Genomic DNA, 25,478 nt, shown 5'->3' on the forward strand with positions numbered 1-25,478 from the left:
GAGTCAGACATGGTCAAATTTGATAGAACAGATCAAATGATGCTGGCGCGACAACTGCCAGCTCAGACGATCGCCCTGATCCTCGCGGGTGGACGCGGCACGCGCCTGAGAGACCTCACCGCAGAACGCGCCAAACCGGCAGTGCATTTTGGCGGTAAGTTTCGCATCATCGACTTTGCGCTCTCCAACTGCCTGAACTCAGGCATTCGGCGCATTGGCGTGATCACCCAATATCAGTCGCACTCGTTAGTGCAGCACATTCAGCGCGGCTGGTCCTTTTTCAATGAGGAGATGAATGAGTTTGTCGATCTGCTGCCTGCTCAACAGCGCTTCTCTACCGAGCACTGGTATCGCGGCACCGCCGATGCAGTAACGCAAAACCTCGACATTATTCGCCGTTACAACGCGCAGTACGTGGTAATCCTCGCTGGCGATCACATCTACAAGATGGATTACTCACGCATGTTGCTGGATCACGTCGGCAACGAAGCGAAGTGCACCATCGCCTGTTTGCCGGTACCGATCCATGAAGCCACCGCTTTTGGCGTCATGGCGGTGAACGAGGAGAATATTGTGGTGGATTTCGTTGAGAAGCCGCCGCAGCCGCCCGCTATGCCCGGCGACGATACCCAGGCACTGGCCAGTATGGGTATCTACGTCTTTAATGCCGACTATCTTTACCAGCTGCTGGAAGAAGATCTGCTGGAACCGGGATCGAACCATGACTTCGGCAAAGATTTGCTGCCGAAAATTGTCGCCAGCGGCAAAGCCTACGCGCACTCTTTTACTATTTCCTGCGTGCAGAATGATATGAACGCGGTGCCTTACTGGCGCGATGTCGGAACGCTGGAAGCCTACTGGCGCGCCAATCTCGACCTGGCTTCAGTGACGCCCGAACTGGATATGTATGACCACGAGTGGCCGATTCGTACCCACATGGAACAACTGCCACCGGCGAAGTTTGTGCAGGATCGTTCCGGCAGTCACGGTATGACGATGAATTCGCTGGTTTCCGGCGGCTGCATTATCTCCGGTTCTGTGGTGGTGAATTCGGTGCTGTTCCCGCGCGTACGCGTTAATTCTTTTTGCAATATCGATTCCAGCGTACTGTTGCCGGATGTGGTAATCGGTCGATCCTGTCGTCTGCGCCGCTGCGTGATCGATCGCGCCTGCGAGTTGCCGGAAGGCATGGTGATTGGCGAAAACCCCGATGAAGACAGCCGCCGGTTTTACCGTTCAGAAGAGGGAATCGTGCTGGTTACCCGATCCATGCTGGCCAAGCTGGCTGAATAAGGTCACTGAGTGACGAAACAGTACACATGCAATCGACGCGAGGATCGCGCCTGATTATCAAAATAGGGGTCGAGGATGCAGGTTTTACATGTCTGTTCAGAACTTTTCCCGCTGCTGAAAACGGGCGGGCTGGCTGATGTCGTCGGGGCATTACCACAGGCACAGATTGCTGGTGGTACGGATACGCGGATACTGCTTCCCGCGTTTCCTGACCTGCGCAAGGGAATTCCGGACACGGAAGTGGTAGCAGAGTTACACACCTTCGCCGGTTTTGTGCGCCTGCACTTCGGGTACTTTAACGGCGTCGGAATTTATTTGATTGAGGCGCCGGGGCTGTACGATCGCCCCGGCAGTCCGTACCACGATGAATCACAGTTTGCCTATACCGATAACTATCTGCGCTTTGCGCTGCTCGGCTGGATGGGCTGCGAACTCGCCTGTGGGTTGGATACCTTCTGGCGTCCCGATATTGTGCATGCTCACGACTGGCATGCAGGTTTGGCTTGCGCCTACCTTGAGGCGCGCGGCCGGCCCGCTAAGTCGGTGTTCACCGTGCATAACCTGGCCTATCAGGGGCTGTTTTATGCGCATCATATGGATCAAATTCAGCTGCCGTGGTCTTTTTTCAATATGCACGGGCTGGAATTCCACGGCCAGATTTCCTACCTGAAAGCCGGGCTTTTCTATGCCGATCACGTCACGGCGGTAAGCCCAACCTACGCCCATGAGATTACCCGACCTGAATTCGGCTACGGCATGGAGTCGCTGCTGGCGCAGCGTCTGCTGGAGGGACGCTTAAGCGGCATCCTGAACGGCGTCGATCCGGCGATCTGGGATCCGGCCCACGATTTACTGTTGACTGCGCGTTATAACCGCGACACGCTGGATGCCAAAGCGGAGAATAAACGTCAGCTGCAAATCGCCATGGGCCTGAAGGTCGATGACAGCGTGCCGGTGTTTGCGGTCGTGAGCCGCTTAACCCGCCAGAAGGGACTCGATCTGGTGCTGGAAGCGCTGCCTGGCCTGTTGGCGCAGGGCGGCCAGCTGGTGCTGCTGGGACAAGGGGACGCGGAACTGCAGCAGGGTTTTCTCGCCGCAGCGGCGGAACATCCGGGCAGCGTCGGCGTGCAGATCGGCTATCACGAAGCCTTTTCACATCGCATTATGGGTGGCGCTGACGTCATTGTTATACCCAGCCGTTTTGAGCCTTGCGGCCTGACGCAGCTCTACGGTTTGAAGTACGGCACGCTGCCGCTGGTACGTCGAACCGGCGGCCTGGCGGACACCGTCAACGACAGTTCTCTGGAGAACCTGGCTGACGGCGCCGCCAGTGGCTTCAGCTTTGAAGACAGCAACGCCTGGTCATTACTGCGTGCTATCCGGCGCGCTTTTGTGTTGTGGTCCCGTCCTTCGCTCTGGCGCTACGTTCAGCGTCAGGCGATGGGGATGGATTTTAGTTGGCAGGTGGCGGCACAAGCCTACCGCGATCTTTATCAACGTTTGCTGTAACGAGAGATTGGGATACTGGATATGAAAGCACCTTTCACCTATGCCGCACCCACGCTAACGGTCGATGCCTTAAAGCACTCTATCGCCTATAAGCTAATGTTTACCATTGGCAAAGATCCCTCTGTCGCCAATAAGCATGAATGGCTGAACGCCGCGCTGCTGGCGGTGCGTGATCGCATGGTGGAACGTTGGTTACGCTCCAGTCGCGCGCAACTGTCGCAGGATGTCCGTCAGGTTTACTACCTGTCGATGGAGTTTCTGATGGGTCGCACCCTCTCCAACGCGCTGTTGGCGATGGGGATTTATGAAGATCTCAATCAGGCGCTGGAGGAGATGGGGCTGGATCTGGCCGACCTGATGGAGGAAGAGAACGATCCGGGATTAGGCAACGGTGGTTTGGGCCGCCTGGCCGCCTGCTTCCTCGATTCTCTCGCTACGCTCGGCCTGCCGGGACGCGGCTACGGCATCCGCTACGATTACGGCATGTTCAAGCAAAACATCGTGGATGGTCAGCAGAAAGAGTCGCCCGATTACTGGCTGGAATATGGTAACCCGTGGGAATTCCAGCGTTTCAATACCCGTTATAAAGTGCGTTTCGGCGGGCGGATTCAGCATGAAGGCAGCAAGGTGCGCTGGCTTGAAACCGAAGAGATTCTGGCGATGGCTTACGACCAGATCATTCCCGGTTTCGATACCGACGCCACCAATACGCTGCGTTTATGGGGGGCGCAGGCCAGTAACGAGATCAATCTGGGTAAATTCAATCAGGGCGACTACTTCGCGGCGGTTGAAGATAAAAACCACTCCGAGAACGTATCGCGCGTGCTTTATCCCGATGACTCCACCTACTCCGGCCGCGAGCTGCGTCTGCGTCAGGAGTATTTCCTGGTTTCCGCCACGGTGCAGGATATCCTGGAGCGACACTGGCAGATGCATCAAACCTGGGACAACCTCGCGGATAAAATCGCCATCCATCTCAATGACACCCATCCGGTTCTGGCGATCCCGGAGCTGATGCGGCTGTTGATTGATGAGAATAAATTTAGCTGGGACGATGCGTTCGAGGTCGCCTGTCAAGTTTTCTCCTACACCAACCACACGCTGATGAGCGAGGCGCTGGAAACCTGGCCTATCGATATGATCGGCAGAATCCTGCCCCGCCACCTCGGCATTATTTTCGATATTAACGATTATTTCCTGAAAACCGTTCAGGACTACTACCCGGACGACTGGGATCTGATGGCGCGCGTCTCGATCATTGATGAGAACAATGGCCGTCAGGTGCGTATGGCCTGGCTGGCGGTGGTGGTGAGCCACAAGGTCAACGGCGTTTCCGAGCTGCACTCCAACCTGATGGTGCAGTCGCTGTTTGCCGATTTCGCCATGATTTTCCCTGGCCGCTTCTGCAATAAAACCAACGGCATTACGCCGCGTCGCTGGCTGGCGCTGGCCAATCCGGCGCTCTCGTCCGTGCTGGACGAAGCCATTGGCCGCAACTGGCGCACCGATCTCAGTCAGCTGTCCGAGGTGATGCCGCAGATTGACTACCCCGCGTTTATCGAACAGATCGCCGATGCGAAATTTGCCAATAAGCGACGGCTGGCGGAGTGGGTGGCGAAAAACATGGATATCGTGCTCGATCCGCATGCGCTGTTTGACGTACAGATCAAGCGTATCCATGAATATAAACGCCAGCTGCTTAACGTTCTGCATGTGATTACGCGTTATAACCGTATCAAAGCGGAACCGGATGCGGACTGGGTGCCGCGTGTGAATATTTTCGCCGGTAAAGCCGCTTCGGCTTACTACATGGCGAAACACATCATTCATTTGATTAATGATGTAGCGAAGGTGATCAACAGCGACCCGCAGGTAAAAAACAAGCTGAAGGTGGTGTTTATTCCTAACTACAGCGTAAGTCTGGCGCAGATCATTATTCCGGCGGCGGACCTCTCTGAACAGATCTCAACGGCGGGAACCGAAGCCTCGGGCACCAGTAATATGAAGTTCGCCCTGAACGGCGCGCTGACTATTGGCACGCTGGATGGCGCTAACGTTGAGATGCGCGAGCACGTCGGCGAAGAGAATATCTTTATTTTCGGCAATACCACGCCGGAAGTCGAAGCGCTGCGTCGTAACGGCTATAACCCGCGTAAATATTTTGAAGAGGATGCCGAGCTGCATCTGGCGCTGACGCAAATCGCGACTGGGGTTTTCAGCCCGCAGGAGCCGGAACGCTACCGCAATATTTTTGATGCGCTGGTCAATCTGGGCGATCACTATCAGCTGCTGGCGGATTACCGCAGCTATGTAGACACCCAGAATAAGGTTGATGAGCTTTATCGTCAGCCGGAAGAGTGGCAGCGCCGCGCCGCGTTGAATATCGCCAACATGGGATATTTCTCTTCCGATCGCACGATTCAGGAGTATGCGGATGAAATCTGGGGAATTACGCCGGTAAGGTTGTAAAGAAGTACCAACAGAGGGGAGCGGGCTGCTGTAGCAGCGCCTCCCCTTTCGCGATCAAATCATGACAACAGCGCAAAGGCGATCATGCCGACCAGCGCGCCCACGCTGCCTAAAATCGTCTCCATCAGCGTCCAGGTCTTGAGTGTTTCCCCTTCCGTCGCGCCGGTAAAGCGGCCAAACAGCCAGAAACCGGCATCATTCACATGGCTGAGAATAATCGAGCCACCCGCGATACAGATAGAGAGCGCCGCCAGCTGCGCGCCGCTGTAGTGCAGATTATCTATCACCGGCATTACCAGACCCACCGTAGTGAGACAAGCCACCGTAGCCGAACCCTGAATCACCCGCACCGCGCCGGAAAGAATAAAGCAGGCGAGCGCAATCGGCAGACCGGCGCCGGTTAAGGCGTTGCCCAGCACCGGACCCACGCCGGAATCGACCAGCACCTGCTTAAAAACGCCGCCCGCACCAATCACCAGCAGAATGATTCCCGCTGGCTGCAGCGCGCTGCCGCATACCTGCATCACTCTCTCTTTATCCATGCCCTGACGATACGCCAGACCATAAATCGCTACCAGGCAGGCCAGCAGAATTGCGGTAAAGGGATGACCAATAAATTCCAGCCACTGGTACAGGCGCGAGCCCTCGCTGGTAAAGCGCGCGCCGATGGTTTTCAGCCCCACCAGCACCAGCGGGAACAGAATCAGCGCCAGGCTGAAACCAAACGACGGCAGTTGTTTTTCATCCACTTCGGGCTGATGGGTTTCCGGCGGCATGGTGAAGCTGACGTGACGGGCGATCAGATTGCCGAACAGCGGACCGGCAATCAACATGCCGGGGATTGCCGCGCAGAGGCCCAACAGGATCATCCAGCCGAAATCCGCATGCATTTGCGCGGCCAGCAGCATCGGCGCCGGGCCGGGCAGCAGAAACGCGGCGGCGGCGGCCACCCCGGCGAACAGCGGGATCACCAGCTTCACCAGATTGTGATGCGTGCGGCGCGCTACGGCAAACGCGATGCTGATCAGCAAGACCACCGCCACCTCAAAAAACAGCGGCAGCGCGCAAACCAGCCCGGCAATACCCATAGCGTAATGCGTGCGGTTTTCGCCAAAGGTTTTCAACATGCGGATAGCAATCTGATCCACCGCGCCGGTTTCATGCAGGATTTTGCCGAACATCGCGCCCAGCGCCACCACGATGGCAAGGAATCCCAGCGTTCCGCCCATGCCCTTCTGCATGGTTTCGGCGATTTTATCGAGGGGCATACCGGAAAAGAGACCGGCGCCAATAGAGACAAGCATCAGCGCGACAAAAGCATGCATGCGCGCTTTCATAACAAGAAACAGCAGCAGGAATACGGAACCTGCTGCCGTCAAAACCAGCGTTGCGGTACTCATTAAACTAATCCTTGTTAACGGCTCCCTGGATGGTCGCGACCGTGGCGGCGACGACGTCGTCCAGCGCATGGTCAATATCCACCACCAGTACATCGTCCTCATCACTGCCAGGCTCTTCCAGCGTGGCAAACTGCGTGACCAGCATTTGCGGCTTGAAGAAGTGCCCTTTACGCGCTTTGAGACGGGATTCAATAGTATTGAAATCACCTTTGAGATAGATGAATTTCAGGTTTTGATTGCCCTGCCGCAGGATATCGCGATAACGCTTTTTCAGCGCTGAGCAGACAATAATCGAGATGGTCTGGGTGCGCTGCATGGCAAAGGCGGCGTCATTCAGCGCCTGTAGCCAGGGCTGACGATCGTTATCGTCCAGCGGATGCCCTTCCGCCATTTTCATAATGTTGGCGCGTGGATGCAGGAAATCGCCGTCAAGAAAGGCGGTATGCAACTCACTGGAAACCTGATTGGCGACCACGGATTTACCGCTGCCAGATACCCCCATCAGGATAAATACATGATGCGGCGTGGTATGCGTTGTCATTTTATTCGCTCCGGCAGATGAATTTGCCAATGTTACCGATAACAATTTCAGCTAACATTGTCGGGACAGGTTTACAGCGTGGCAACCTTTTTACCGGGAAAAGCGCAAAAGTGTGAACTGGCTCAAAAATCCACCAGGATCAGATGCTGCCTCCTTCGGCGATCTCAAACCCGACATCCAGCGCGGTGGTCGCGCTGCGATCGCCGCCGATACGCGCCAGCAGCATTGCCGCTGCCTCGTGCCCCATGCGTTCGCGCGGGGTCAGAACGGTAGCCAGACGCGGCGTAACCACCTGCGTAATATCATGGCCGTGGAAACCAGCGATCGCCATCTGCTGAGGAACCTTGAGTCCCTGACGCTGGCATTCAAACATCGCGCCTACCGCCAGGTCATCATTGGTGCAGAACAGGCTGTCCGTTTCGGGATAACGCTGTTGCGCTTCACACAGCAACATCGCTCCGGCGCTGAACGACGACGCATCCTCCATCATCACGCTGCGCGGCTCCAGCCCCGCCTCACGCATCGCCTTCTCATAGCCCTGCTGCTTTTGCAAGGTACGCTCATCCAGGCGCGCGCCAAGGTAAACCGTATGGCGATGGCCTTTTTTCAGGATAGCATGGGTCATCTGACGTGCCGCTTCCACGTTGTCGAAACCCACCGCCATGTCGAGACAGGGTGAAACGCAGTCCATCACTTCGATCACCGGAATGCCAGCCACTTCCAGCATACGCAGCGTGCCCGGCGTATGGTTGCGCTCGGTGAGGATGACGCCATCGATATTCCAGCCCAGCAGCGAACGCAGCTGCAGCTCCTCTTTTTGCGCGTTGTAGCCAAAGTGCGCGACCAGCGTTTGGTAGCCCGCTTCATCAGTGACGGTTTCTATGCCACGCAGTACGTCGGCAAATACCTGGTTGGTCAGGGAGGGCAGCAAAACGCCGATGGCGCGGCTGGTGGCGTTGGAGAGCATATCGGGAGCGCGGTTCGGAATGTAGCCGAGCTCATCAAGCGCCACGGCGATTTTTTCCCGCAGCGCGACAGAGACCTGCTCAGGATTGCGCAGGTAACGGCTGACAGTCATTTTTGTGATGCCGATGCGATCGGCAACGTCCTGTAATACCGGTCTTTTCTTCTTCATCGTAATCGCTCAGGGACAGATTTACGATGAGTCTATCATTAAACTGATGTTGAAAAGTAAACAGGGCGCGACCTTTGCGCGCGCCCTCACTTATCAGACCGGCGGCAGATCAAACAGCAGTACTTCCGCTGCACTTTCTGCTTCGATATTCAGCGTGCTTTCGTCCCAGATTGCCAGGGCGTCGCTGGCGCCGGCCAACTCTCCGTTCACCTTCACTTCGCCTTTCACCACCTGGATCCAGACGCGGCGACCCGCTTCGATATCAACGCCATCTTTATCGCCTGGGTTAAACACCCAGCGCGACAGCGTCATATCCTGGTAGACCTTGAGCGAGCCGTCGCGCTCATCGGGCGTCAGCACGAACTGGCGGCCTTTCACATCATCAAAACGACGCTGAGCGTAACGCGGTTCGATACCGGTACGTTCCGGAATAATCCAGATTTGATAGAGATGCAGCGCTTCGGTATTGCTGGCGTTGTACTCAGAGTGACGTACGCCGGTGCCTGCACTCATAATCTGGAACTCACCCGCCGGAATCTGTTCTTTATTGCCCATGCTGTCCTGATGCTCCACGGTGCCGGAGAGCACATAGGTCAGAATTTCCATGTCTTTATGGGGGTGGGTGCCGAAGCCCTGACCGGGATCGATGATATCTTCGTTTATCACCCGCAGCGCCGAAAAGCCCATAAAGTTGGCGTCGTGATAGCTGGCGAAAGAAAAGGTATGCCAGCTGTCGAGCCAGCCGTGGTTAGCGTGACCGCGTTCTTCTGCTTTACGTAAATAAATCATGTTCAATTCTCCTCAATGTTTTTTATAGTCTGTACCTGAGGCGGAATGATTGATAGCTGAAAAACTTCATTTGTCTGTTCAAAAAAATTGAAGAGATGGAGACGCGTTGTTGAATCACGCTGAAAGGAAACGCTTGCCCGGACAAGAGCGAATTTCAGATAAAAAAAAAGCCAGCACCCAAGCTGGCTAAGAAACACTGGAAGCAATGTGAGCAATGTCGTGCCTTCACCGGTTATCCACAGGAACTGCCGGGAATGCATGACAATAATAATCATTATCATTCGCGTTTGTAAAGCGGTTTTTGCAAGTTGTTAATATCCTGCGGTTAAATCATCAATGGTACGGGGATCGGATGCGCCATACAGCATACCGTCCGGGCCAATCATAATGCTCTGCGTGCTGCCCATCGCGGGTTCCACCTTCACATGCTGGCCGCGATTCTCCAGCAAACGCAGCGTATCGGGACTGAAGCCCTTCTCGACGCGTAGCTGATCCGGCAGCCACTGATGATGGAAGCGCGGCGCATTGGTCGCTTCCGCCACGTTCATCCCATAATCGATGCTGTTCACCACCATTTGCAGCACGGTGGTAATAATACGACTGCCGCCTGGACTGCCCGTCACCAGCCAGGTTTTACCCTCTTTCGCCACGATAGTGGGCGACATGGAAGATAAAGGCCGCTTCGCCGGCTGAATGGCGTTGGCTTCGCCACCCACCAGCCCATACACGTTTGGCGTGCCCGGCTTGGCGGAAAAATCGTCCATCTCATTATTCATCAGGATACCGCTGTTGCCCGCCACGATGCCGCTGCCAAAGTTAGTGTTCAGCGTGTAGGTCACCGCGACCGCGTTGCCGCGCTTATCCACCACGGAAAAGTGCGTGGTCTGATTGCTTTCATAGGGGGCCAGTTTGCCCGGCTTGATTTCGGATGAAGGACGCGCTTTCGCCAGATCGATCTGCTGCGCCAGCGATTTTGCGTAGGCTTTGCTGGTCAGAGCCTGCCACGGCACCTTGACGAAATCGGGATCGCCTAAATACTCCGAGCGGTCGGCATAGGCATATTTTTCCGCCTCCGCCATTACCTGCATCGCATCGGCGCTGCCGAAGCCCATTTTTGTCAGGTCGAAATTTTCCAGAATGTTCAGGATCTGCACGATATGAATGCCGCCGGAGGAAGGCGGCGGCATCGAAAAGACTTCATAACCGTGATAGGTGCCGCTGATCGGTTTGCGCTCTACCGCGCGGTAAGCAGCCAAATCCGCTTTGCCAATCAGCCCGCCGTGCCGGGCCATCTCGCCAGCAATTTCATCGGCAATGGCTCCACGATAGAAAGCATCAGGTCCCTGGGAGGCGATGAGCTGCAAGCTGTGAGCAAGATTTTTCTGCACCAGCCGTTCACCCTTCTGATAAGGCGTACCGTCAGCCTTGAAGAAAATCGCCCGGCTTTCCGGATGGCTGAGCAGGACCTCTTTGCCGTAAGTGTTGAGATCGTCCGCCAGGGCGTCATCAACCACAATGCCGTCGCGCGCCAGCTTAATCGCCGGAGCCAGCAGGCGGCTGAGCGGCAGCGTGCCATATTTTTGCGCCGCCATGGCAAAACCCGCCACGGTGCCCGGCGTGCCGGAGGCAAGCGGCGACGTCAGCGACAATTTGCTGTCGGCATTGCCCTGCTTATCAAGAAACATATCGCGCGAGGCGCGAGCAGGCGCCATTTCACGGAAGTCGATGGCGCTGGTGCGGCCGGATGCGGTACGCAGCAGCATAAATCCGCCGCCGCCGAGGTTACCTGCCTGCGGATGCGTGACCGCCAGCGCGAAGCCGACAGCAACCGCCGCATCCACCGCATTCCCGCCCTGCTTCAGGATATCGACGCCCACTTCGGTCGCCAGCGCGTCCACCGACGCGACCATGCCATTTTTCGCTTTCACCGGATGGAAGGTGTCCGCTTCAACACCGTAAGAGACTGGCGGCGCGCTGGTCGTCGCGGCTGCCGCCCCCTCCGCCAGGGTAAAACTTACCAGCAGCACCCAGCCCAGCTGGCGCATTTTGCTTGCTCTGCTCATCCCACCACCCTTTTCAGTTATTTACATTTTTTATCGATCTGCCAAGTGTTTACAAATACAGCAAAAAAATTACCACTAAGTCAAATCTGGCGATCTGCTAAATTACAAAGGTGTGAAATTGCATAGACTTAAACAGGAGACCGTGTCGTCTGTTGCAGACGTTTCTGAGACAGCGTACAGGTTGCATAAAAGGGAGAACGTAACATGAAGAGATGGTTAATCATTTTTGCCGCGCTGCTGCCGTTAAGCGGCATGGCGAATATGCTCAACAATAATGAGCCAAACCGGCCGGGCTATAACCCCAGCCAGCAGCGTATGCAGACGCAGATGCAGACTCAGCAGCAGCTGCAAAAACAGCAGCTGCGGCAGGATCAGCAGCTTCAGCAGCAAAATACCCAGCGGAAAATGCAGGAGCAGCGTAACAGCACCCAGCAGCGCGTAATTCAGTCGCAAACCGGGCAGCCGAGGATGATTACCCCGCCCCAGCAAAATCCTTAACGGAAATCGGGGCCGATGATGTCAATGCGATCGGTGCAGATAGCATCGACGCCCCAGTTCAGCAGTTCACGCGCTCGCGCCGGGTTGTTTACCGTATAGACCAGAATACGCAGCCCGGCGGCTTTCAGTTCTGCGGTACGCGCCGCGTCCAGCAGCCGGTGGTTAAGGTGAATCGAGACGCAATCCAGCGCCACGGTCAGCTCATGCCAGTTATCATGCCACTCATCAAGCAACAGCCCGCGCGGCAGCTCCGGTGCAACCGCCATCGCCGTTTCCAGCGCCTGATAAGAGAAGGATGAAAGCAGCGGTGCGGTTTGCCCCTGCCACAGCTCGCGTGCGGCCAGCGCAATCGCGCGACCGGTTTCTTGTTCCGCGCCGTGGGTGGGTTTGATCTCAATATTCGCCATCAAGTGATACTGATGACAGCGTGCCGCCACGTTGCGCAGCAGCGCCAGCGGCTCGCCATTGAACTGCGCGCCAAACCAGCCGCCGGCATCCAGCTGCGCCAGCTTTTGCCAGGGTAGCTCACCGGCAATCCCCCAGCCGTTGCTGGTGCGATCCAGCGTATCGTCATGCAGCAGGAAGATTTCATTATCCTGCGAGAGTTTGGCATCAAATTCGATCATCAAATGCCCGTAACGGGCACCAACGTCAATCGCCGCCAGCGTGTTTTCCGGCGCCAGCTTACCGCCGCCGCGATGGGCCACGACAGGCGGGTAAGGCCACTGTTTATTGCTCATTCCAGACGCATCCCATGGGTTGAATCGAAATAGTGTAACGCATCAGGCGGCAGATGCAGCCATAGCGTGCTGCCCGGCTGCGGACGCTCGGCATGGGGCAGACGCACCACCAGCGCGCTATTGCCCAGCCTGCCGTGCGCCAGATTATCAGCCCCCAGCATCTCCAGCGTGTCGACATGCAGCGGAACAGCGCCTGTCTCGCGGCTGCCGATGCGGATATGCTCCGGTCGGATGCCGAGCGTGACCGGACGGTTTGCCCAGCGGGCCTGACTGCTGCCCAGCGGCAGCGAATGCTGCGCGTCCAGCATCAAGCGCATACCGTCGCTGCTAATCTGCCCATCCAGCAGATTCATCGCTGGCGAGCCGATAAAAGCCGCCACGAAGCGGGTCGCCGGACGCTCATAAATTTCAACCGGCGTGCCGATCTGTTCAAGGATGCCCTTGTTCATCACCATCACGCGCTGCGCCAGCGTCATCGCCTCTACCTGATCGTGGGTAACGTACAGGCTGGTGGTGTTCAGACGACGATGCAGCTGCTGTAATTCCAGACGCATCTGCACGCGCAGACGCGCATCAAGGTTGGAGAGCGGCTCGTCAAAGAGAAAGACCGCCGGTTCGCGCACGATGGCGCGCCCCATCGCCACGCGCTGGCGCTGGCCGCCGGAAAGCTCGCGGGGACGGCGTTTCAGCAGCTGATCGAGTTCCAGGCTGCGCGCGGTTTCCAGCACGCGCTGGCGAATCTGCTCTTTACCCATGCCGCGAATTTTCAGCCCCCAGGCCATATTCTCTTCCACCGTCATATGAGGATAAAGAGCATAGTTCTGGAACACCATCGCAATGCCGCGATCTTTTGGCTCCAGCTCGGTGACGCGCTTGCCGTCGATATAGATATCGCCTGAAGACACGCGCTCCAGCCCCGCCACCATGCGCAACAGGGTCGATTTGCCGCAGCCGGAAGGGCCGACCATCACCATAAATTCGCCGTCGTTGACCGTGACGTTCAGCGGCTGAATGATCTGATTTTTGCCGTCGTAGGATTTGGTTACCGCCTGAAGATGTACGCCTGCCATGCTTTATTTCTCGCTCTCGACCAGGCCACGCACAAAGGCACGCTGCATGACCAACACCACCACAACCGGTGGAATTAAGGTTAATAACATCGCCGCCATCACCAGGTTCCACTGGGTCGTGCCCTCGCCCGACGCCATCATGCTGCGAATACCGGCCACCGCAGTGCCCATTTTCGACTCGCTGGTGATCAAAATCGGCCACAGATACTGGTTCCAGCCGTAGATAAAGGTAATGACAAACAGCGCGGCCAGATTGGTTTTCGACAGCGGCAGCACGATGTCCCAAAAGAAGCGCATCGGGCTGGCACCATCGATGCGCGCGGCTTCAACCAGCTCGTCGGGCAATGACAGAAAGAACTGGCGAAACAGAAAGGTCGCGGTGGCCGACGCCATCAGCGGCAGGGTTAAGCCGCTGTAGCTGTCGAGCATGTCGAGTTTGGCGATCACCTCGACGGTGGGGAAAATACGCACCTCCACCGGCAGCATCAGGGTGATGAAAATCATCCAGAAAAAGACGTTCCGCAGCGGAAAGCGAAACCAGACCAGGGCAAACGCGGAAAGAATGGAAACGGTGATCTTTCCTGCCGTGATGCCGAGCGCCATCAGCGTGCTGTTCAGCAACAGAATGCTCAGCGGCGCGCTGTTGCTGCTTACTCCCTGCTGCCAGATGGTTTTGATGTTATCCCACAGGCTGCTGCCGGGGATCAGCGGCATCGGCACCTGAAAAATCTGCTGATTATCCAGCGTCGCCGCCACAAAGGCGATCCAGAGCGGAAACAGCACCGTGAGGATGCCGAGGCAGAGCATGACGTGGCTGAAGATATCCAGCCCGCGACGATTCTCAATCATTGATAACGCACCTTACGCTCGACGTAGCGGAACTGGATCACCGTCAGAACAATCACCAACAGCATTAATATCACCGACTGCGCCGCCGAGGCGCTGAGATCGAGTCCGGTAAAGCCTTCGCGATAAATTTTATAAATCAGCGTGGTGGTGGCTTGAACCGGCCCGCCCTGGGTTGCCGCGTCGATCACCGGGAAGGTATCGAAGAAGGCGTAAACCAGGTTAACCACCAGCAAAAAGAAGCTGACCGGCGCGATCAGCGGTAGCGACAAACTGAAAAAGCGACGCACCGGCCCCGCGCCGTCGATGGCGGCCGCTTCCACCAGCGAGCGCGGGATCGACTGCAAGGCGGCGAAAAAGAACAGAAAGTTGTAGCTGATCTGCTGCCAGACCGAGGCGAGCACCACCAGAAACATCGCCTGCCCGCTGTTCTGCGCGTGGTTCCACTCATAGCCCATCTGGTGCAGCGCGTGGGAAATCAGGCCGAGGCCGGGGTTAAACAGAAACATCCAGAGCACGGCGGCAATTGCTGGCGCCACCGCGTAGGGCAGCAGTAGCAGCGTCTGGTAGAAACGCTTCATGCGCAGCACGTAATCCACCAGCGCGGCAAAAAAAAGCGAGATCAGCAGACCGCTGCCGGTCACCAGCGCGCTGAAAATCAGGGTGGTCCAGAACGAGGCGAGATAGTACTCATCCTGCAACAGGGCGGAAAAATTCGCCAGCCCGACAAAGGTGCTGGAGAGGCCAAAAGGATCGACGCTTTGCACCGAGTACCAGAGCGCCTCACCGGCTGGCCAGAGAAAGAAGATCGCAGTAATCAGCAGTTGCGGCAGCACCAGCAGATAGGGCAACGGAGAGAGGCGAAAACCGGGACGGTGGAGGGACATAACGACTCCGGGCTAACAGAGAAAACGGCGGCAACCTTGCCGCCGTGACCGCGGTCGGGGGATTAGCCGCCCGACCCTGAAAATTTACTTCACCTGCTGTTCGAAGCGACGCAGCAACAGGTTGCCGCGCTGCACGGCATTATCCAGCGCCGCCTGCGGGGTTTTCTTGCCGGTCCAGACCCCTTCCAGCTCTTCATCCACGATGGTGCGAATCTGTGGCATGTTGCCGAGACGCAGACCTTTAGTGAACGGCAACGGCGGCTTGTTCAACATCTGACGCGTCGCGATATCCGCGCCGGGATTTTTGTCATAAAAGCCCTGCTGGCGCGTTAACTCATAAGCAGCGGTGGTGATCGGCAGATAGCCGGTTTTCTGATGCCACTCGGCGGCAATTTCCGGCTGGGCGAGGAACTGCATGAACTCCGCCACGCCTTTGTAGGTTGGCGCATCTTTGCCCTGCATCACCCAAAGACTGGCGCCGCCGATGATGGCGTTTTGCGGGGCGTTTTTCACCGTTTCGTCATAGGGCATCATGCCAACGCCGTAGTTGAATTTGGCGTAGTGACGGATGTCCGCCAGCGATCCGGATGACGCGGTGGTCATGGCACAGTCGCCGTTATAGAACTTTTGCGTAGATTCGTCTTTACGACCGAAGTAGGTAAAGCTGCCCTTTTTGTTCATCTCCTCCAGCATGGCGATGTGGCGCACCTGGATCGGGCCGTTGAATTCCAGCTTTGCATCGGTGCCGTCAAAGCCGTTGTTTTCGCTGGCGACCGGCAGTGCGTGCCAGGCGCTGAAATTTTCGATCTGAATCCAGCCCTGCCAGCCGCTGGCGTAGCCGCAGCTCATGCCTGCTTTGCGCAGCGCTTCCGCATCTTTCGCCAGCGCCTGCCAGGTTTTTGGCGGCTGCTCAGGATCCAGTCCCGCTTTTTTGAAGGCGTCTTTGTTGTAATAGAGTACCGGCGTAGAGCTGTTGAACGGCTGCGACAACAGGTGGCCAGTTTTGGCGTCGGTGTAGTAACCGGAAACCGTGGGCACGAACTGTTTTTCATCGAAGTTAATGCCTGCGTCCTGGAAAACCTGATAAACCGGCTTGATCGCTTTTGAAGCCATCATGGTGGCGGTGCCGACTTCATACACCTGCAAAATGGCGGGCGCTTTGCCGGTACGCACCGCGGCGATACCTGCCGCCAGGCTCTGCTCGTAGTTGCCTTTGTAAACCGGAACGATTTTATAGTCGGGATGGGCCTGGTTAAAACGTTGAGCCAGTGAGTCAACTTCTGTGCCTAACTCGCCTTCCATCGAGTGCCAGAACGGGATTTCAGTCGCAGCCAGGGCATTGCCGCTGAGCGCCATGCCCAGCACCAGAGTCAAAACGCGACGACGAGGAGTAAAAGCGGCCATATCGGTTTCCTGTGACATTGTAGGTACGCGCGAAATCACGCATTTTTTGTTCGCGAAGTAACATGACACGGGAAAATGACAGAAAAATAACTGAATTATTTCATCAACATGACAACCGCATTGCAGCGGTTCCAAAAAGGTTTTGCCTTTAAAAAGCCCGCACCTGACGAGGCCGTTGGCGGCGAAGTCCTGCTGCGGGCGGACAGCGCGCAGCTCCCGGAGCGTACTGTAGTACGTGAGGAGAGCGAGCACTGCCCAACCGCAGCAGGACGAGTAAGGCAGGCCGAAAGATCAGCACCCGCGCAGCCACCGGAGCGTACTACAGTACGTGAGGATGGCGAGCACTGCCCGCCCACAATATTGCGAGTAAGCCAGGCCGCTAAGCGCCTAAATACGCGCTGCGAACCGCTTCATTGGAAAGGAGGGCCGCGCCGCTGTCTTCCAGCACCACATGGCCATTCTCCAGCACATAACCGCGATCCGCCAGCTTCAGCGCCTGGTTGGCGTTCTGCTCTACGAGGAAAATGGTCATGCCCTCGCTGCGCAGCTGCTCGATGGTATCGAAAATCTGCTGAATGATAATCGGCGCGAGGCCCAGCGACGGCTCATCCAGCAGCAGCAGGCGCGGCTGGCTCATCAGCGCACGACCAATCGCCAGCATCTGCTGCTCGCCGCCCGACATGGTGCCGGCGCGCTGGCTTTTACGCTCCGAGAGACGCGGAAAGAGTTCATAGACGCGCTGAATACGCTGCTGATACGCCTGACCGCTGACAAAAAAGCCGCCCATCGCCAGGTTCTCTTCCACTGTCATGCGCGAAAAGACACGGCGACCTTCCGGCACAATGGCGATCGCTTCGCGCATAATACGTGCGGTTTGCCAGTCGGTAATCGCTTTGCCATCAAAGGTAATGCTGCCCTGCGAGGCGCGCGGCTCGCCGCACAGCGTACCGAGCAGCGTGGTTTTGCCTGCGCCGTTCGCGCCGATCAGCGTGACGATCTCGCCCTGATTGATATGCAGACTGACGTTATGCAGCGCCTGGATTTTGCCGTAATGGGCGCTGACGTTGTCTACGGTTAACATCGGATTTGCCATGTTACGCCTCTCCCAGATAGGCACGGATCACGTCCGGGTTATTACGAATCTCTTCCGGCGTGCCGTTAGCCAGTGGCGTACCCTGGTTCACTACATAAATACGATCGGAAATGCCCATCACCAGCTTCATATCATGTTCAATTAACAGCACCGACACCTTGTGGTCGCTGCGCAGTTCGGCGATCAGCGCGTCCAGCTCGTGGGTTTCGCGCGGGTTCAGACCGGCCGCCGGTTCATCCAGCATCAGGATTTCCGGGCGCGTCACCATGCAGCGCGCAATCTCCAGACGCCGCTGCTGACCGTAAGCCAGGTTGCCCGCCTGACGGTTAGCCAGATCCAGCAAGCCAACGCGCGCCAGCCAGGTGGCGGCGCGATCCAGCGCCTCGCCCTCGCTTTTGCGGAAAGCAGGTGTTTTCAGCAGACCGGAAAACAGACCGCTTTTCAGGTGTTGATGCTGGGCCACCAGCAAATTTTCAATCACCGTCATTTCACGAAACAGACGTACGTGCTGAAAGGTGCGCACAATGCCCATGCGGGCGATCTTCTGTCCGGTCAGGCCCGCCAGCTGCTGATCGCGCAGCGTGATCGTGCCGCCGGTCGGCTTATAGAAACCGGTCAGGCAGTTAAACACCGTGGTTTTACCCGCGCCGTTTGGTCCGATTAATGAGACGATCTCCTGTTGTCGCAGCTCAAGCGCCACGTTGTTCACGGCCAGCAGGCCGCCGAAGCGCATCATCAGACCCTCAACCGCTAATAAAGGCTGACTCATGCCTGCTCTCCTTGTTTACCCTGCTTCAATTTCAGCTGTGGACGCTTCATCGGCAGCAGCCCCTGCGGCCGCCAGATCATCATCAAGACCATTAATCCGCCCAGCACCAGCATGCTGTATTCGTTCAGGTCACGCATCAGCTCGCGGGAAACCACCAGCAGAATCGCGGCAAGGATCACGGCGAACTGCGACCCCATCCCGCCCAACACCACAATCGCCAGCACAAATGCCGACTCGACAAAGGTGAAGGATTCCGGGCTGACAAAACCCTGGCGCGCGGCGAACAGGCTACCGGCGAAACCAGCAAAGGCGGCGCTGATAGTGAAGGCGGTCAGCTTGATGCGCGTCGGACTGAGGCCCAGCGAGCGACAGGCGATCTCATCTTCACGTAGCGCTTCCCAGGCGCGACCCAGCGGCATACGCAGCAGACGGTTGATCACGAACAGCGTCAGCGCCACCAGCAGCAGCGCCACCAGGTAAAGAAAAATAACGCGGTCGCTGGGGTCATATTTCAGGCCGAAGAATTCATGGAAGGTGCTCCAGCCGCCTTCGGAAACTTTGCGACCGAACTCCAGGCCAAACAGAGAAGGCTTTGGAATTTGCGCGATGCCGTTGGGGCCGCCGGTAAGCGCAGTATTATTCAGCAGCAAAATCCGCACGATCTCACCAAAGCCAAGCGTCACAATCGCCAGATAGTCGCCGCGCAGGCGCAGCACCGGGAAGCCGAGCAGCAGGCCGAACAGCGCGGAGACGATGCCCGCCAGCGGCAGGCACTGCCAGAAGCCAAGGCCGTAATAATGGTTCAGCAGCGCGAAGGTGTAAGCGCCGATAGCGTAAAAGCCGCCGTAGCCCAGCACCAGCAGCCCCGACAGCCCCACCACGACGTTAAGACCCAGCCCGAGCATGATGTAGATCAGCGTCAGCGTGGCGATATCCACCGCGCCGCGTGACACAAAAAAGGGCCAGGCCACCGCCACCACGATCAACGCCAGCATAAACAGCTTCTGCTTAGGGGTAGAACCGTCGATGCCTGGCAACACCAGCGCCGGGCCGGAAATCTTTTTCATGCCGCGCTGCCAGAACGGGCGCAGCAGCTGAAAGAAAAACACCACGGCGCAGCCGACGAAAATCCAGTTCCAGCGCACCTCGCCGGCGCTCTGCACCACCAGTCGCGTGCCGTCGAGGCCGAGCCGCATTCCCATAAAGAAGCTGGCCAGCACCAACAGCATCACGGCAGAGAGCAGCGCATTGATAAAGGAGGATTTCATACTTTTTCTACCTCCGGGCGGCCCAGGATACCGGTCGGCATCACCAGCAGCACCACAATTAGCAGCGCGAAGGAGACAACATCTTTATATTCGGTGCTGAGATAGGCGGAGGTCAGCGCTTCGGCAATACCGAGCACCAGACCGCCGATCATCGCGCCCGGAATGCTGCCGATGCCGCCAAGCACTGCGGCGGTAAAGGCTTTCATCCCGGCCATAAAGCCGATAAAAGGGTTAATTGAGCCGTAGAACTGGCCGAGCAGCACGCCCGCGACCGCCGCCATCGCCGCGCCGATGACGAAAGTCAGCGAAACCACGCGGTCAGTATTGATGCCGAGCAGGCTCGCCATCTTCAGATCTTCCGCGCAGGCGCGGCAGGCGCGACCCATACGCGAATAGCGGATAAACAGCGTCAACGCCAGCATCGCCAGGAAAGTCACCAGCCAGATCATGATCTGCATCGTGGAGACGGTTGCCGCAAAGCCGTTGCTCTGGCCCAGCGTCCACTGACCGGTAATCAGACTCGGCAGCGCCAGATCGCGCGAACCCTGCGTCAGGCTGACGTAGTTTTGCAGGAAGATCGACATGCCAATGGCGGAAATCAACGCGATCAGGCGTTTCGAGGATCGCACCGGCTTATAGGCGACGCGCTCGATACTCCAGCCGTATGCGCTGGAAATCAGGATCGCCATGACGAAGCCAGCGGCGATCATCAGCCAGCCGGTATCGATACCCATCATCATCAGGGCGGCGATAACAATAAAGGAGACATAGCTGCCGATCATATAGACCTCGCCGTGGGCGAAGTTGATCATGCCGATAATGCCGTAAACCATGGTGTAACCGATGGCGATCAGCGCATAGGTGCTGCCGAGAGTAACCCCGTTAAGCATCTGCTGAATGAAATAAAGAAACTGCTCGGACATAGTGAAGACCTGCATGAGAACGGGAAAATCCCCTGCCGTCACGGCAAGGGATTTGTCTGCCGATGGGACGATTACTTAACCGCGCTAGAAGAACCGTCTTTGTGCCATTTGAATACGCCGAACTCGAAACCTTTCAGATCGCCTTTCTGGTCCCAGCTCAGGTTGCCCATAACGGTGGGTACCGGCTCGCCGCCCTTCAGGTTTTTCGCGATCGCTTCCGGCTCGTCGCTCTTGCTGCGCTCAATACCGGCCACCAGCGACTGGATCGCCGCATAGGTGGTCCAGACGAACGGACCGGTCGGATCTTTACGGTTCTGCGCGCTGTTGGTTTTGATGGCGTCAACGATCGCTTTGTTCTCTGGCAGCTGGTCGTAGCGCTTCGGCAGCGTCACGTAAATGCCTTCCGAGGCGTCGCCTGCGATATTGGAGAGCGACGCGTTACCCACGCCTTCCGGTCCCATAAAGCCAGCGTTCAGGCCAGCCGCTTTCGCCTGGCGCAGGATCTGGCCCATTTCCGGGTAATAGCCGCCGTAGTAAACAAAGTCCACGTTTTCTTTTTTCAGACGTGCAATCAGTGTGGAGAAGTCTTTATCGCCTGCGGTAATACCTTCGAACAGCACCACATTGCCGCCTTTGGCTTTCAGGGTTTTCTGTACCGATTCCGCCAGGCCCTGGCCGTACTGCTGCTTGTCATGCACCACGGCGATACGCTTGGGCTTGATCTGGTCGAGAATATAGTTAGCGGCGGTCGGCCCCTGATCGGAGTCCAGACCGGTGGTGCGCATAATGGTTTCATAGCCGCGCGCGGTTAACTCCGGCGCGGTCGCGGCCGGGGTAATCATCAGTACGCCTTCGTCGTTATAAATGTCGGACGCAGGCTGGGTAGAAGAAGAGCAAAGATGGCCGATAACATATTTAATGCCATCGTTGACGACCTTGTTCGCCACCGCTACGGCCTGCTTCGGGTCGCAGGCGTCGTCATATTCCACGCCAACCAGTTTGTCGCCGTTCACGCCGCCTTTGGCATTGATATCCTTAATCGCTTGCGCGGCGCCAGTGAACTGCATATCTCCATACTGCGCCACCGGGCCGGTTACGGCACCGACAATCGCAACTTTGATATCTTCTGCCAGCGCGGCATGGCTCATCGCCAACGCAACGCAGCCCGCCAGTAACGCGCGACCTTTGCTCATTTTCATCCGAACTTCCCCATCAGTTGTGTCTGTGTTTGTTGTGGTTTGCGTTTATTTTCTGCCAGAGAATTACTGAAAAACGATTTCGCAATAATGAGTTAGCGCAACAATCTGGCGTTTATGAGTGATAAGGCTTTATTTTTCAGGTTATTAAACAGGAATTTTCTTCTTTAAATCAACTGACATATTCAGTAATAGCCACTTCCAACAGCATAATTCTCTGGCAGCAATCACGGTTATTTCGCCGTCCAGCCAGCGTGTTATGCTGGTTTTTAAGACAAAACTTATCGCTTTACACCACTATTCTGGCAGCCGTAATGGTGTTTCACCTGTTTTTTTCGCAAAAAGTCTCAGCGCTCTGGCTGTTCAAATTCGCTACACTAACGCTTTCTACTGGCACAGGTCTCTGGCATGAAGCTCACTATTCTGCGATTAACCGCATTAACGCCTCAGGACCGCATCGATTTAGCAAAAATCTGGCCCGAGCTGGCGATTGCGGATCTGGAGAACAGGCTCGATGAAAACCATCGCTTTTATGCGGCGCGCTTTAACGAGCGTCTGCTGGCGGCTTTGCAGCTTGAAATCACCGGTACACAGGGCAAAGTTCAGGCGTTGAACGTGCGGGAGGTTACCCGTCGACGCGGCGTGGGGAAGTATTTGCTTGAAGAAACAATAGCGCAGAATGCGGCGCTGGCAGACTGGTGGATCGCCGATGACGGCAGCGCCGAACAGAGCGTGCGAGCGGCGTTTATGCAGGCCTGCGGCTTTCGCGCGCAGTCAGATGGTTGGGTAAAGTGAATCGCGGGCAACAAAAAGGGCGACTTTGCGTCGCCCTTCATCGTTAAGCTTCAATCGCCATGCGCAGCTTTTTCATGGCATTTTTTTCCAGCTGCCTGACGCGCTCTGCGGAGACGCCGTAGCGATCGGCCAGCTCCTGCAGCGTGGTTTTGTTCTCTTCGTCGAGCCAACGCGCGCGAATGATATGCTGGCTGCGCTCATCGAGGCCCTGCATCGCATCGCTCAGCTTATCGGCTGCGTGTGCGTCCCAGTTGTCTTCTTCGATGCCGTCAGCAAAGTCAGAGGTTTTATCCTGCAGATAGAGCACAGGGGCCATGGTTTTGCCTTCGCTGCTTTCGTCATCAGACGACATATCGAAGGTCATATCCTGCGCCGCCATACGCGACTCCATCTCACGCACATCTTTGCTGCTCACGCCCAGCTCGCGCGCCACCATTTCCACTTCATCCTGGTTAAACCAGCCCAGACGCTGCTTGGTTTTACGCAGGTTAAAGAACAGCTTACGCTGTGCTTTTGTGGTCGCAACCTTCACGATACGCCAGTTACGCAGCACGTATTCGTGAATTTCGGCTTTAATCCAGTGCACGGCAAAGGAAACCAGACGTACGCCCACTTCAGGATTGAAGCGACGCACCGCCTTCATCAGGCCGATGTTCCCTTCCTGAATCAGGTCCGCCTGCGGCAGGCCGTAACCGGAATAATTACGAGCGATATGAACAACGAAGCGCAGGTGAGACAGGATCAGCGTCTTAGCTGCATCCAGATCGCCCTGGTAATGCAGCCGTTCAGCCAGCGCTTTTTCCTCTTCTGCCGACAGCATCGGCCAGACGTTGGCGGCCCGAATATAAGATTCCAGGTTGCCGAGAGGAGCAATAGCTAAAGTTTGCATTTCTTTGGTCATTCAAACCCTCACAAATTCAATGGAGTTGCTGCACAATTCCCTGAGCAGAGGTTACAGTATGTCAACCCTGCCCAAAAATCGAAAGCAATCTGTGCTACTTGGACGACAAAGTTATCCACAAGTTCAATTATAGCAGTGAATATTTTACACACAGATGACGGAGAAAGGATCAGGGAAGGATTTCCTCTGCTTCCTTAGTCGTCGGCAGCAGAGGAACATTATATCAAAAAAACGTTGCTGTTGGTTACTGTGGCGTAAAACGACGTAAATGTTGTGCCGTCGCCAGCCAGGCGGCAATCCAGCCAATCATCGCGGCGATCAGCAGCAGCAGTAATCCTTCATCCCAGGAGAAGCCTTCCAGTGAGAAGGTGGTGCCGAACACCGCCGCCACATGCGCCACCACCGACTGCAAACGCAGCACCAGCACTTCAGAAAGAATCAGCGACAGCAGCGCGCCGCTCAGGCCAAGCAGCGCCCCGCCATAGAGGAAAGGACGCAGAATAAAGCCGTCGGTGGCGCCGATCAGCTTCTGCACGTTGATGGTATCGCGCCGGGCGAAAATGCTGAGCCGCACGCTGTTGCCGATCACCAGGAACACCGCCACTACCATCAGAATACCGATCATTGCCGCAACCTGCCCCACCAGGCCGGTCAGCGCCGCCAGACGGGCAAACCAGCTGTCATCCATGCGCACTTCATCCACGCCGTCCACCTTCGCCACGCGCTCGCGCAGGTTTTGCATGGTGTCGGAGTTCTGGAAATTAAGCTTCGGCGTAATGATCGCCACCGCCGGCAGAGGGTTCTGCTCCAGCATATCCATCGCGCCGCCAAACCCTGACCAGTTGCGGAACTCGCTCAGCGCCTCTTCACGTGTCAGATAGTTCACGCTCTCTACGCCATCCAACTGCTTTAACTGCGTTGCGACATTTTCCGCGGCGCTATCGTCCAGGGTTTTCGACAGATAGACCGTGAGCTGCGGCGCTGGATACCACTGGGTCGCCGCCTGGCTGACGTTTTTCCACACCATGTAGCAGACGCTGGGCAGCGTCAGGGAGATGGCGATCACCATCACGGTCAGCAGCGTCGCCAGCGGCTGACGCCACATGTCGGACAGGGTGCCGCGCAGCGCATAGCGCCACTGCTCCTGCCAGCCGCCCTTCAGCGCTTTGCTTTTCGAAGGCTGCTTCGCTTTCGGCGCTGGCGCGCGTTTGTTGCGTTTATTGACCATCGTGGCCTCCGTGCAGACGTCCCTGGTTTAGCGTCATCACCCGATAGCTGCGGCGCGTAATCAATCCGATATCATGCGTCGCCATCAGCACCGTCACGCCCACGCGGTTGAACTCTTCAAACAGACGCAGAATATCTTCCGACAGCGCATTGTCGAGGTTGCCGGTTGGCTCATCCGCCAACAGCACCGACGGTTTATTCACCACCGCGCGGGCAATGCCGACGCGTTGCTGTTCGCCACCAGAGAGCTGGACAGGATAATTTTTCGCTTTGTCGAGCAGGCCAACCTTATCCAGCGCCGCCGAAACGCGACGGCGGATATCTTCACCGCTGGCGCCGGAGATGATCAGCGGGATCGCCACGTTGTCGTAGACCGAACGATCCATCAACAGGTGGTGATCCTGGAAGATCATGCCGATCTGGCGACGCAGAAAAGGCACTTCGCTGTTGCGCAGCCGGGTAATATCGTGACCGCCGAACCAGATTTGTCCGGCGCTTGGCCGCTCAATACCACAAATCAGCTTCAGCAAGGTGCTTTTCCCTGCGCCGGAGTGGCCGGTCAGAAACGCCATTTCGCCAGGGCGCAGATGAAAATCCACCCCCTGCAACGCCTGACGCCCACCGAGATAAGCCTTACTGACCTCTTCAAAGCGAATCATCCA

The 25,478-nt window shown here is 56.8% G+C and carries 23 protein-coding genes; 5 read left to right on the top strand and 18 right to left on the bottom strand.

The window, feature by feature from the left end; all coding sequences use genetic code 11:
- Nucleotides 1-9: 9 nt before the first annotated feature.
- The 3 genes from glgC to glgP all read left to right on the top strand — a co-directional run bounded on the left by glgC (nucleotide 10) and on the right by glgP (nucleotide 5,271).
- Nucleotides 10-1,293: a glucose-1-phosphate adenylyltransferase gene (gene glgC / locus ABU178_RS17155; RefSeq protein WP_397217142.1), complete on the top strand. Its 1,284-nt coding sequence runs from the start codon at nucleotides 10-12 to the stop codon at nucleotides 1,291-1,293.
- A 75-nt stretch (nucleotides 1,294-1,368) separates the two neighbouring features.
- The gene (gene glgA, locus ABU178_RS17160; protein ID WP_397217144.1) at nucleotides 1,369-2,802 is read left to right on the top strand and encodes a glycogen synthase GlgA; all 1,434 of its coding nucleotides are present in this window, start codon (nucleotides 1,369-1,371) and stop codon (nucleotides 2,800-2,802) included.
- A gap of 21 nt (nucleotides 2,803-2,823) precedes the next feature.
- Entirely contained in the window at nucleotides 2,824-5,271 is a 2,448-nt protein-coding gene (gene glgP / locus ABU178_RS17165) for a glycogen phosphorylase (RefSeq protein WP_397217146.1), read from the top strand.
- Nucleotides 5,272-5,330: 59 nt separating this feature from the next.
- Here glgP and gntU read toward each other — a convergent pair whose 3' ends face one another.
- The 5 genes from gntU to ggt form a co-directional block, all read right to left on the bottom strand.
- Complete coding sequence (gene gntU / locus ABU178_RS17170) at nucleotides 5,331-6,671, bottom strand: gluconate transporter (RefSeq protein ID WP_397217148.1); 1,341 nt, start codon at nucleotides 6,669-6,671, stop codon at nucleotides 5,331-5,333.
- A 4-nt stretch (nucleotides 6,672-6,675) separates the two neighbouring features.
- A complete protein-coding gene (gene gntK / locus ABU178_RS17175) occupies nucleotides 6,676-7,212 on the bottom strand; it encodes a gluconokinase (RefSeq protein WP_397217150.1) in 537 nt (178 codons plus the stop codon).
- Between the two features lie 139 nt (nucleotides 7,213-7,351).
- Nucleotides 7,352-8,347 (bottom strand): gluconate operon transcriptional repressor GntR, encoded by a 996-nt coding sequence (gene gntR / locus ABU178_RS17180; RefSeq protein ID WP_397217152.1) that lies wholly within the window; start codon nucleotides 8,345-8,347, stop codon nucleotides 7,352-7,354.
- Between the two features lie 93 nt (nucleotides 8,348-8,440).
- A complete protein-coding gene (locus ABU178_RS17185) occupies nucleotides 8,441-9,136 on the bottom strand; it encodes a pirin family protein (RefSeq protein ID WP_397217154.1) in 696 nt (231 codons plus the stop codon).
- 311 nt (nucleotides 9,137-9,447) lie between these two features.
- Nucleotides 9,448-11,199, bottom strand: a complete 1,752-nt coding sequence (ggt, locus tag ABU178_RS17190; protein WP_397217156.1) for a gamma-glutamyltransferase — start codon at nucleotides 11,197-11,199, stop codon at nucleotides 9,448-9,450.
- A 204-nt stretch (nucleotides 11,200-11,403) separates the two neighbouring features.
- On the opposite strand from ggt, the gene ABU178_RS17195 reads away from it, so the two are divergent.
- Complete coding sequence (locus ABU178_RS17195) at nucleotides 11,404-11,697, top strand: DUF2756 domain-containing protein (RefSeq protein WP_397217158.1); 294 nt, start codon at nucleotides 11,404-11,406, stop codon at nucleotides 11,695-11,697.
- Here the strand turns inward: ABU178_RS17195 and ugpQ are convergent.
- The 10 genes from ugpQ to ABU178_RS17245 form a co-directional block, all read right to left on the bottom strand.
- A complete protein-coding gene (ugpQ, locus tag ABU178_RS17200) occupies nucleotides 11,694-12,437 on the bottom strand; it encodes a glycerophosphodiester phosphodiesterase (protein WP_397217160.1) in 744 nt (247 codons plus the stop codon). The genes ABU178_RS17195 and ugpQ overlap by 4 nt on opposite strands.
- Nucleotides 12,434-13,507, bottom strand: a complete 1,074-nt coding sequence (locus ABU178_RS17205) for a sn-glycerol-3-phosphate import ATP-binding protein UgpC (RefSeq protein WP_397217162.1) — start codon at nucleotides 13,505-13,507, stop codon at nucleotides 12,434-12,436. Before ABU178_RS17205 ends, ugpQ begins: the two co-directional genes overlap by 4 nt.
- A gap of 3 nt (nucleotides 13,508-13,510) precedes the next feature.
- Nucleotides 13,511-14,356: a sn-glycerol-3-phosphate ABC transporter permease UgpE gene (ugpE, locus tag ABU178_RS17210; protein ID WP_397217164.1), complete on the bottom strand. Its 846-nt coding sequence runs from the start codon at nucleotides 14,354-14,356 to the stop codon at nucleotides 13,511-13,513.
- A complete protein-coding gene (ugpA, locus tag ABU178_RS17215) occupies nucleotides 14,353-15,240 on the bottom strand; it encodes a sn-glycerol-3-phosphate ABC transporter permease UgpA (protein WP_397217166.1) in 888 nt (295 codons plus the stop codon). Before ugpA ends, ugpE begins: the two co-directional genes overlap by 4 nt.
- Before the next feature lie 84 nt (nucleotides 15,241-15,324).
- Nucleotides 15,325-16,644: a sn-glycerol-3-phosphate ABC transporter substrate-binding protein UgpB gene (ugpB, locus tag ABU178_RS17220; protein WP_397217168.1), complete on the bottom strand. Its 1,320-nt coding sequence runs from the start codon at nucleotides 16,642-16,644 to the stop codon at nucleotides 15,325-15,327.
- Between the two features lie 379 nt (nucleotides 16,645-17,023).
- Complete coding sequence (gene livF / locus ABU178_RS17225) at nucleotides 17,024-17,737, bottom strand: high-affinity branched-chain amino acid ABC transporter ATP-binding protein LivF (protein ID WP_397217170.1); 714 nt, start codon at nucleotides 17,735-17,737, stop codon at nucleotides 17,024-17,026.
- A gap of 1 nt (nucleotide 17,738) precedes the next feature.
- Nucleotides 17,739-18,506 carry a high-affinity branched-chain amino acid ABC transporter ATP-binding protein LivG gene (livG, locus tag ABU178_RS17230; RefSeq protein WP_397217172.1) on the bottom strand — a complete coding sequence of 256 codons (768 nt, stop codon included), beginning with the start codon at nucleotides 18,504-18,506 and terminating at the stop codon, nucleotides 17,739-17,741.
- On the bottom strand, nucleotides 18,503-19,774 hold the full coding sequence (locus tag ABU178_RS17235) for a high-affinity branched-chain amino acid ABC transporter permease LivM (protein ID WP_397217174.1): 1,272 nt from the start codon (nucleotides 19,772-19,774) through the stop codon (nucleotides 18,503-18,505). Before ABU178_RS17235 ends, livG begins: the two co-directional genes overlap by 4 nt.
- The gene (gene livH / locus ABU178_RS17240; protein WP_397217176.1) at nucleotides 19,771-20,697 is read right to left on the bottom strand and encodes a high-affinity branched-chain amino acid ABC transporter permease LivH; all 927 of its coding nucleotides are present in this window, start codon (nucleotides 20,695-20,697) and stop codon (nucleotides 19,771-19,773) included. The genes ABU178_RS17235 and livH overlap by 4 nt, the downstream gene beginning before the upstream one ends.
- 71 nt (nucleotides 20,698-20,768) lie before the next feature.
- Nucleotides 20,769-21,896 carry a branched-chain amino acid ABC transporter substrate-binding protein gene (locus tag ABU178_RS17245; protein WP_397217178.1) on the bottom strand — a complete coding sequence of 376 codons (1,128 nt, stop codon included), beginning with the start codon at nucleotides 21,894-21,896 and terminating at the stop codon, nucleotides 20,769-20,771.
- Between the two features lie 405 nt (nucleotides 21,897-22,301).
- Here ABU178_RS17245 and panM point away from each other — a divergent pair, with 405 nt between their 5' ends.
- Nucleotides 22,302-22,688 carry an aspartate 1-decarboxylase autocleavage activator PanM gene (gene panM, locus ABU178_RS17250; RefSeq protein WP_397217180.1) on the top strand — a complete coding sequence of 129 codons (387 nt, stop codon included), beginning with the start codon at nucleotides 22,302-22,304 and terminating at the stop codon, nucleotides 22,686-22,688.
- A 43-nt stretch (nucleotides 22,689-22,731) separates the two neighbouring features.
- Here the strand turns inward: panM and rpoH are convergent, their stop codons facing one another.
- The 3 genes from rpoH to ftsE all read right to left on the bottom strand — a co-directional run bounded on the left by rpoH (nucleotide 22,732) and on the right by ftsE (nucleotide 25,475).
- Nucleotides 22,732-23,589, bottom strand: a complete 858-nt coding sequence (rpoH, locus tag ABU178_RS17255) for an RNA polymerase sigma factor RpoH (protein ID WP_312240512.1) — start codon at nucleotides 23,587-23,589, stop codon at nucleotides 22,732-22,734.
- Between the two features lie 244 nt (nucleotides 23,590-23,833).
- A complete protein-coding gene (ftsX, locus tag ABU178_RS17260; RefSeq protein ID WP_397217182.1) occupies nucleotides 23,834-24,817 on the bottom strand; it encodes a permease-like cell division protein FtsX in 984 nt (327 codons plus the stop codon).
- The gene (gene ftsE, locus ABU178_RS17265; RefSeq protein WP_397217185.1) at nucleotides 24,807-25,475 is read right to left on the bottom strand and encodes a cell division ATP-binding protein FtsE; all 669 of its coding nucleotides are present in this window, start codon (nucleotides 25,473-25,475) and stop codon (nucleotides 24,807-24,809) included. The genes ftsX and ftsE overlap by 11 nt, the downstream gene beginning before the upstream one ends.
- Between the last annotated feature and the right edge of the window lie 3 nt (nucleotides 25,476-25,478).

The sequence above is a fragment of the Pantoea osteomyelitidis genome, assembly GCF_044342975.1.
Taxonomy (GTDB): domain Bacteria; phylum Pseudomonadota; class Gammaproteobacteria; order Enterobacterales; family Enterobacteriaceae; genus Pantoea; species Pantoea osteomyelitidis.

Coding starts and splice junctions, on each gene's coding strand:
- ABU178_RS17205 (WP_397217162.1), bottom strand. CDS start 13,507: ATGGCAGGCGTACATCTTCAGGCGGTAACCAAATCCTACGACGGCAAA.
- gntK (WP_397217150.1), bottom strand. CDS start 7,212: ATGACAACGCATACCACGCCGCATCATGTATTTATCCTGATGGGGGTA.
- gntU (WP_397217148.1), bottom strand. CDS start 6,671: ATGAGTACCGCAACGCTGGTTTTGACGGCAGCAGGTTCCGTATTCCTG.
- ABU178_RS17245 (WP_397217178.1), bottom strand. CDS start 21,896: ATGAAAATGAGCAAAGGTCGCGCGTTACTGGCGGGCTGCGTTGCGTTG.
- ABU178_RS17235 (WP_397217174.1), bottom strand. CDS start 19,774: ATGAAATCCTCCTTTATCAATGCGCTGCTCTCTGCCGTGATGCTGTTG.
- ugpB (WP_397217168.1), bottom strand. CDS start 16,644: ATGGCCGCTTTTACTCCTCGTCGTCGCGTTTTGACTCTGGTGCTGGGC.
- ugpA (WP_397217166.1), bottom strand. CDS start 15,240: ATGTCCCTCCACCGTCCCGGTTTTCGCCTCTCTCCGTTGCCCTATCTG.
- ugpQ (WP_397217160.1), bottom strand. CDS start 12,437: ATGAGCAATAAACAGTGGCCTTACCCGCCTGTCGTGGCCCATCGCGGC.
- ABU178_RS17185 (WP_397217154.1), bottom strand. CDS start 9,136: ATGATTTATTTACGTAAAGCAGAAGAACGCGGTCACGCTAACCACGGC.
- ggt (WP_397217156.1), bottom strand. CDS start 11,199: ATGAGCAGAGCAAGCAAAATGCGCCAGCTGGGCTGGGTGCTGCTGGTA.
- ftsX (WP_397217182.1), bottom strand. CDS start 24,817: ATGGTCAATAAACGCAACAAACGCGCGCCAGCGCCGAAAGCGAAGCAG.
- ftsE (WP_397217185.1), bottom strand. CDS start 25,475: ATGATTCGCTTTGAAGAGGTCAGTAAGGCTTATCTCGGTGGGCGTCAG.
- livH (WP_397217176.1), bottom strand. CDS start 20,697: ATGTCCGAGCAGTTTCTTTATTTCATTCAGCAGATGCTTAACGGGGTT.
- glgA (WP_397217144.1), top strand. CDS start 1,369: ATGCAGGTTTTACATGTCTGTTCAGAACTTTTCCCGCTGCTGAAAACG.
- livG (WP_397217172.1), bottom strand. CDS start 18,506: ATGAGTCAGCCTTTATTAGCGGTTGAGGGTCTGATGATGCGCTTCGGC.
- gntR (WP_397217152.1), bottom strand. CDS start 8,347: ATGAAGAAGAAAAGACCGGTATTACAGGACGTTGCCGATCGCATCGGC.
- ABU178_RS17195 (WP_397217158.1), top strand. CDS start 11,404: ATGAAGAGATGGTTAATCATTTTTGCCGCGCTGCTGCCGTTAAGCGGC.
- rpoH (WP_312240512.1), bottom strand. CDS start 23,589: ATGACCAAAGAAATGCAAACTTTAGCTATTGCTCCTCTCGGCAACCTG.
- glgC (WP_397217142.1), top strand. CDS start 10: ATGGTCAAATTTGATAGAACAGATCAAATGATGCTGGCGCGACAACTG.
- glgP (WP_397217146.1), top strand. CDS start 2,824: ATGAAAGCACCTTTCACCTATGCCGCACCCACGCTAACGGTCGATGCC.
- ugpE (WP_397217164.1), bottom strand. CDS start 14,356: ATGATTGAGAATCGTCGCGGGCTGGATATCTTCAGCCACGTCATGCTC.
- panM (WP_397217180.1), top strand. CDS start 22,302: ATGAAGCTCACTATTCTGCGATTAACCGCATTAACGCCTCAGGACCGC.
- livF (WP_397217170.1), bottom strand. CDS start 17,737: ATGGCAAATCCGATGTTAACCGTAGACAACGTCAGCGCCCATTACGGC.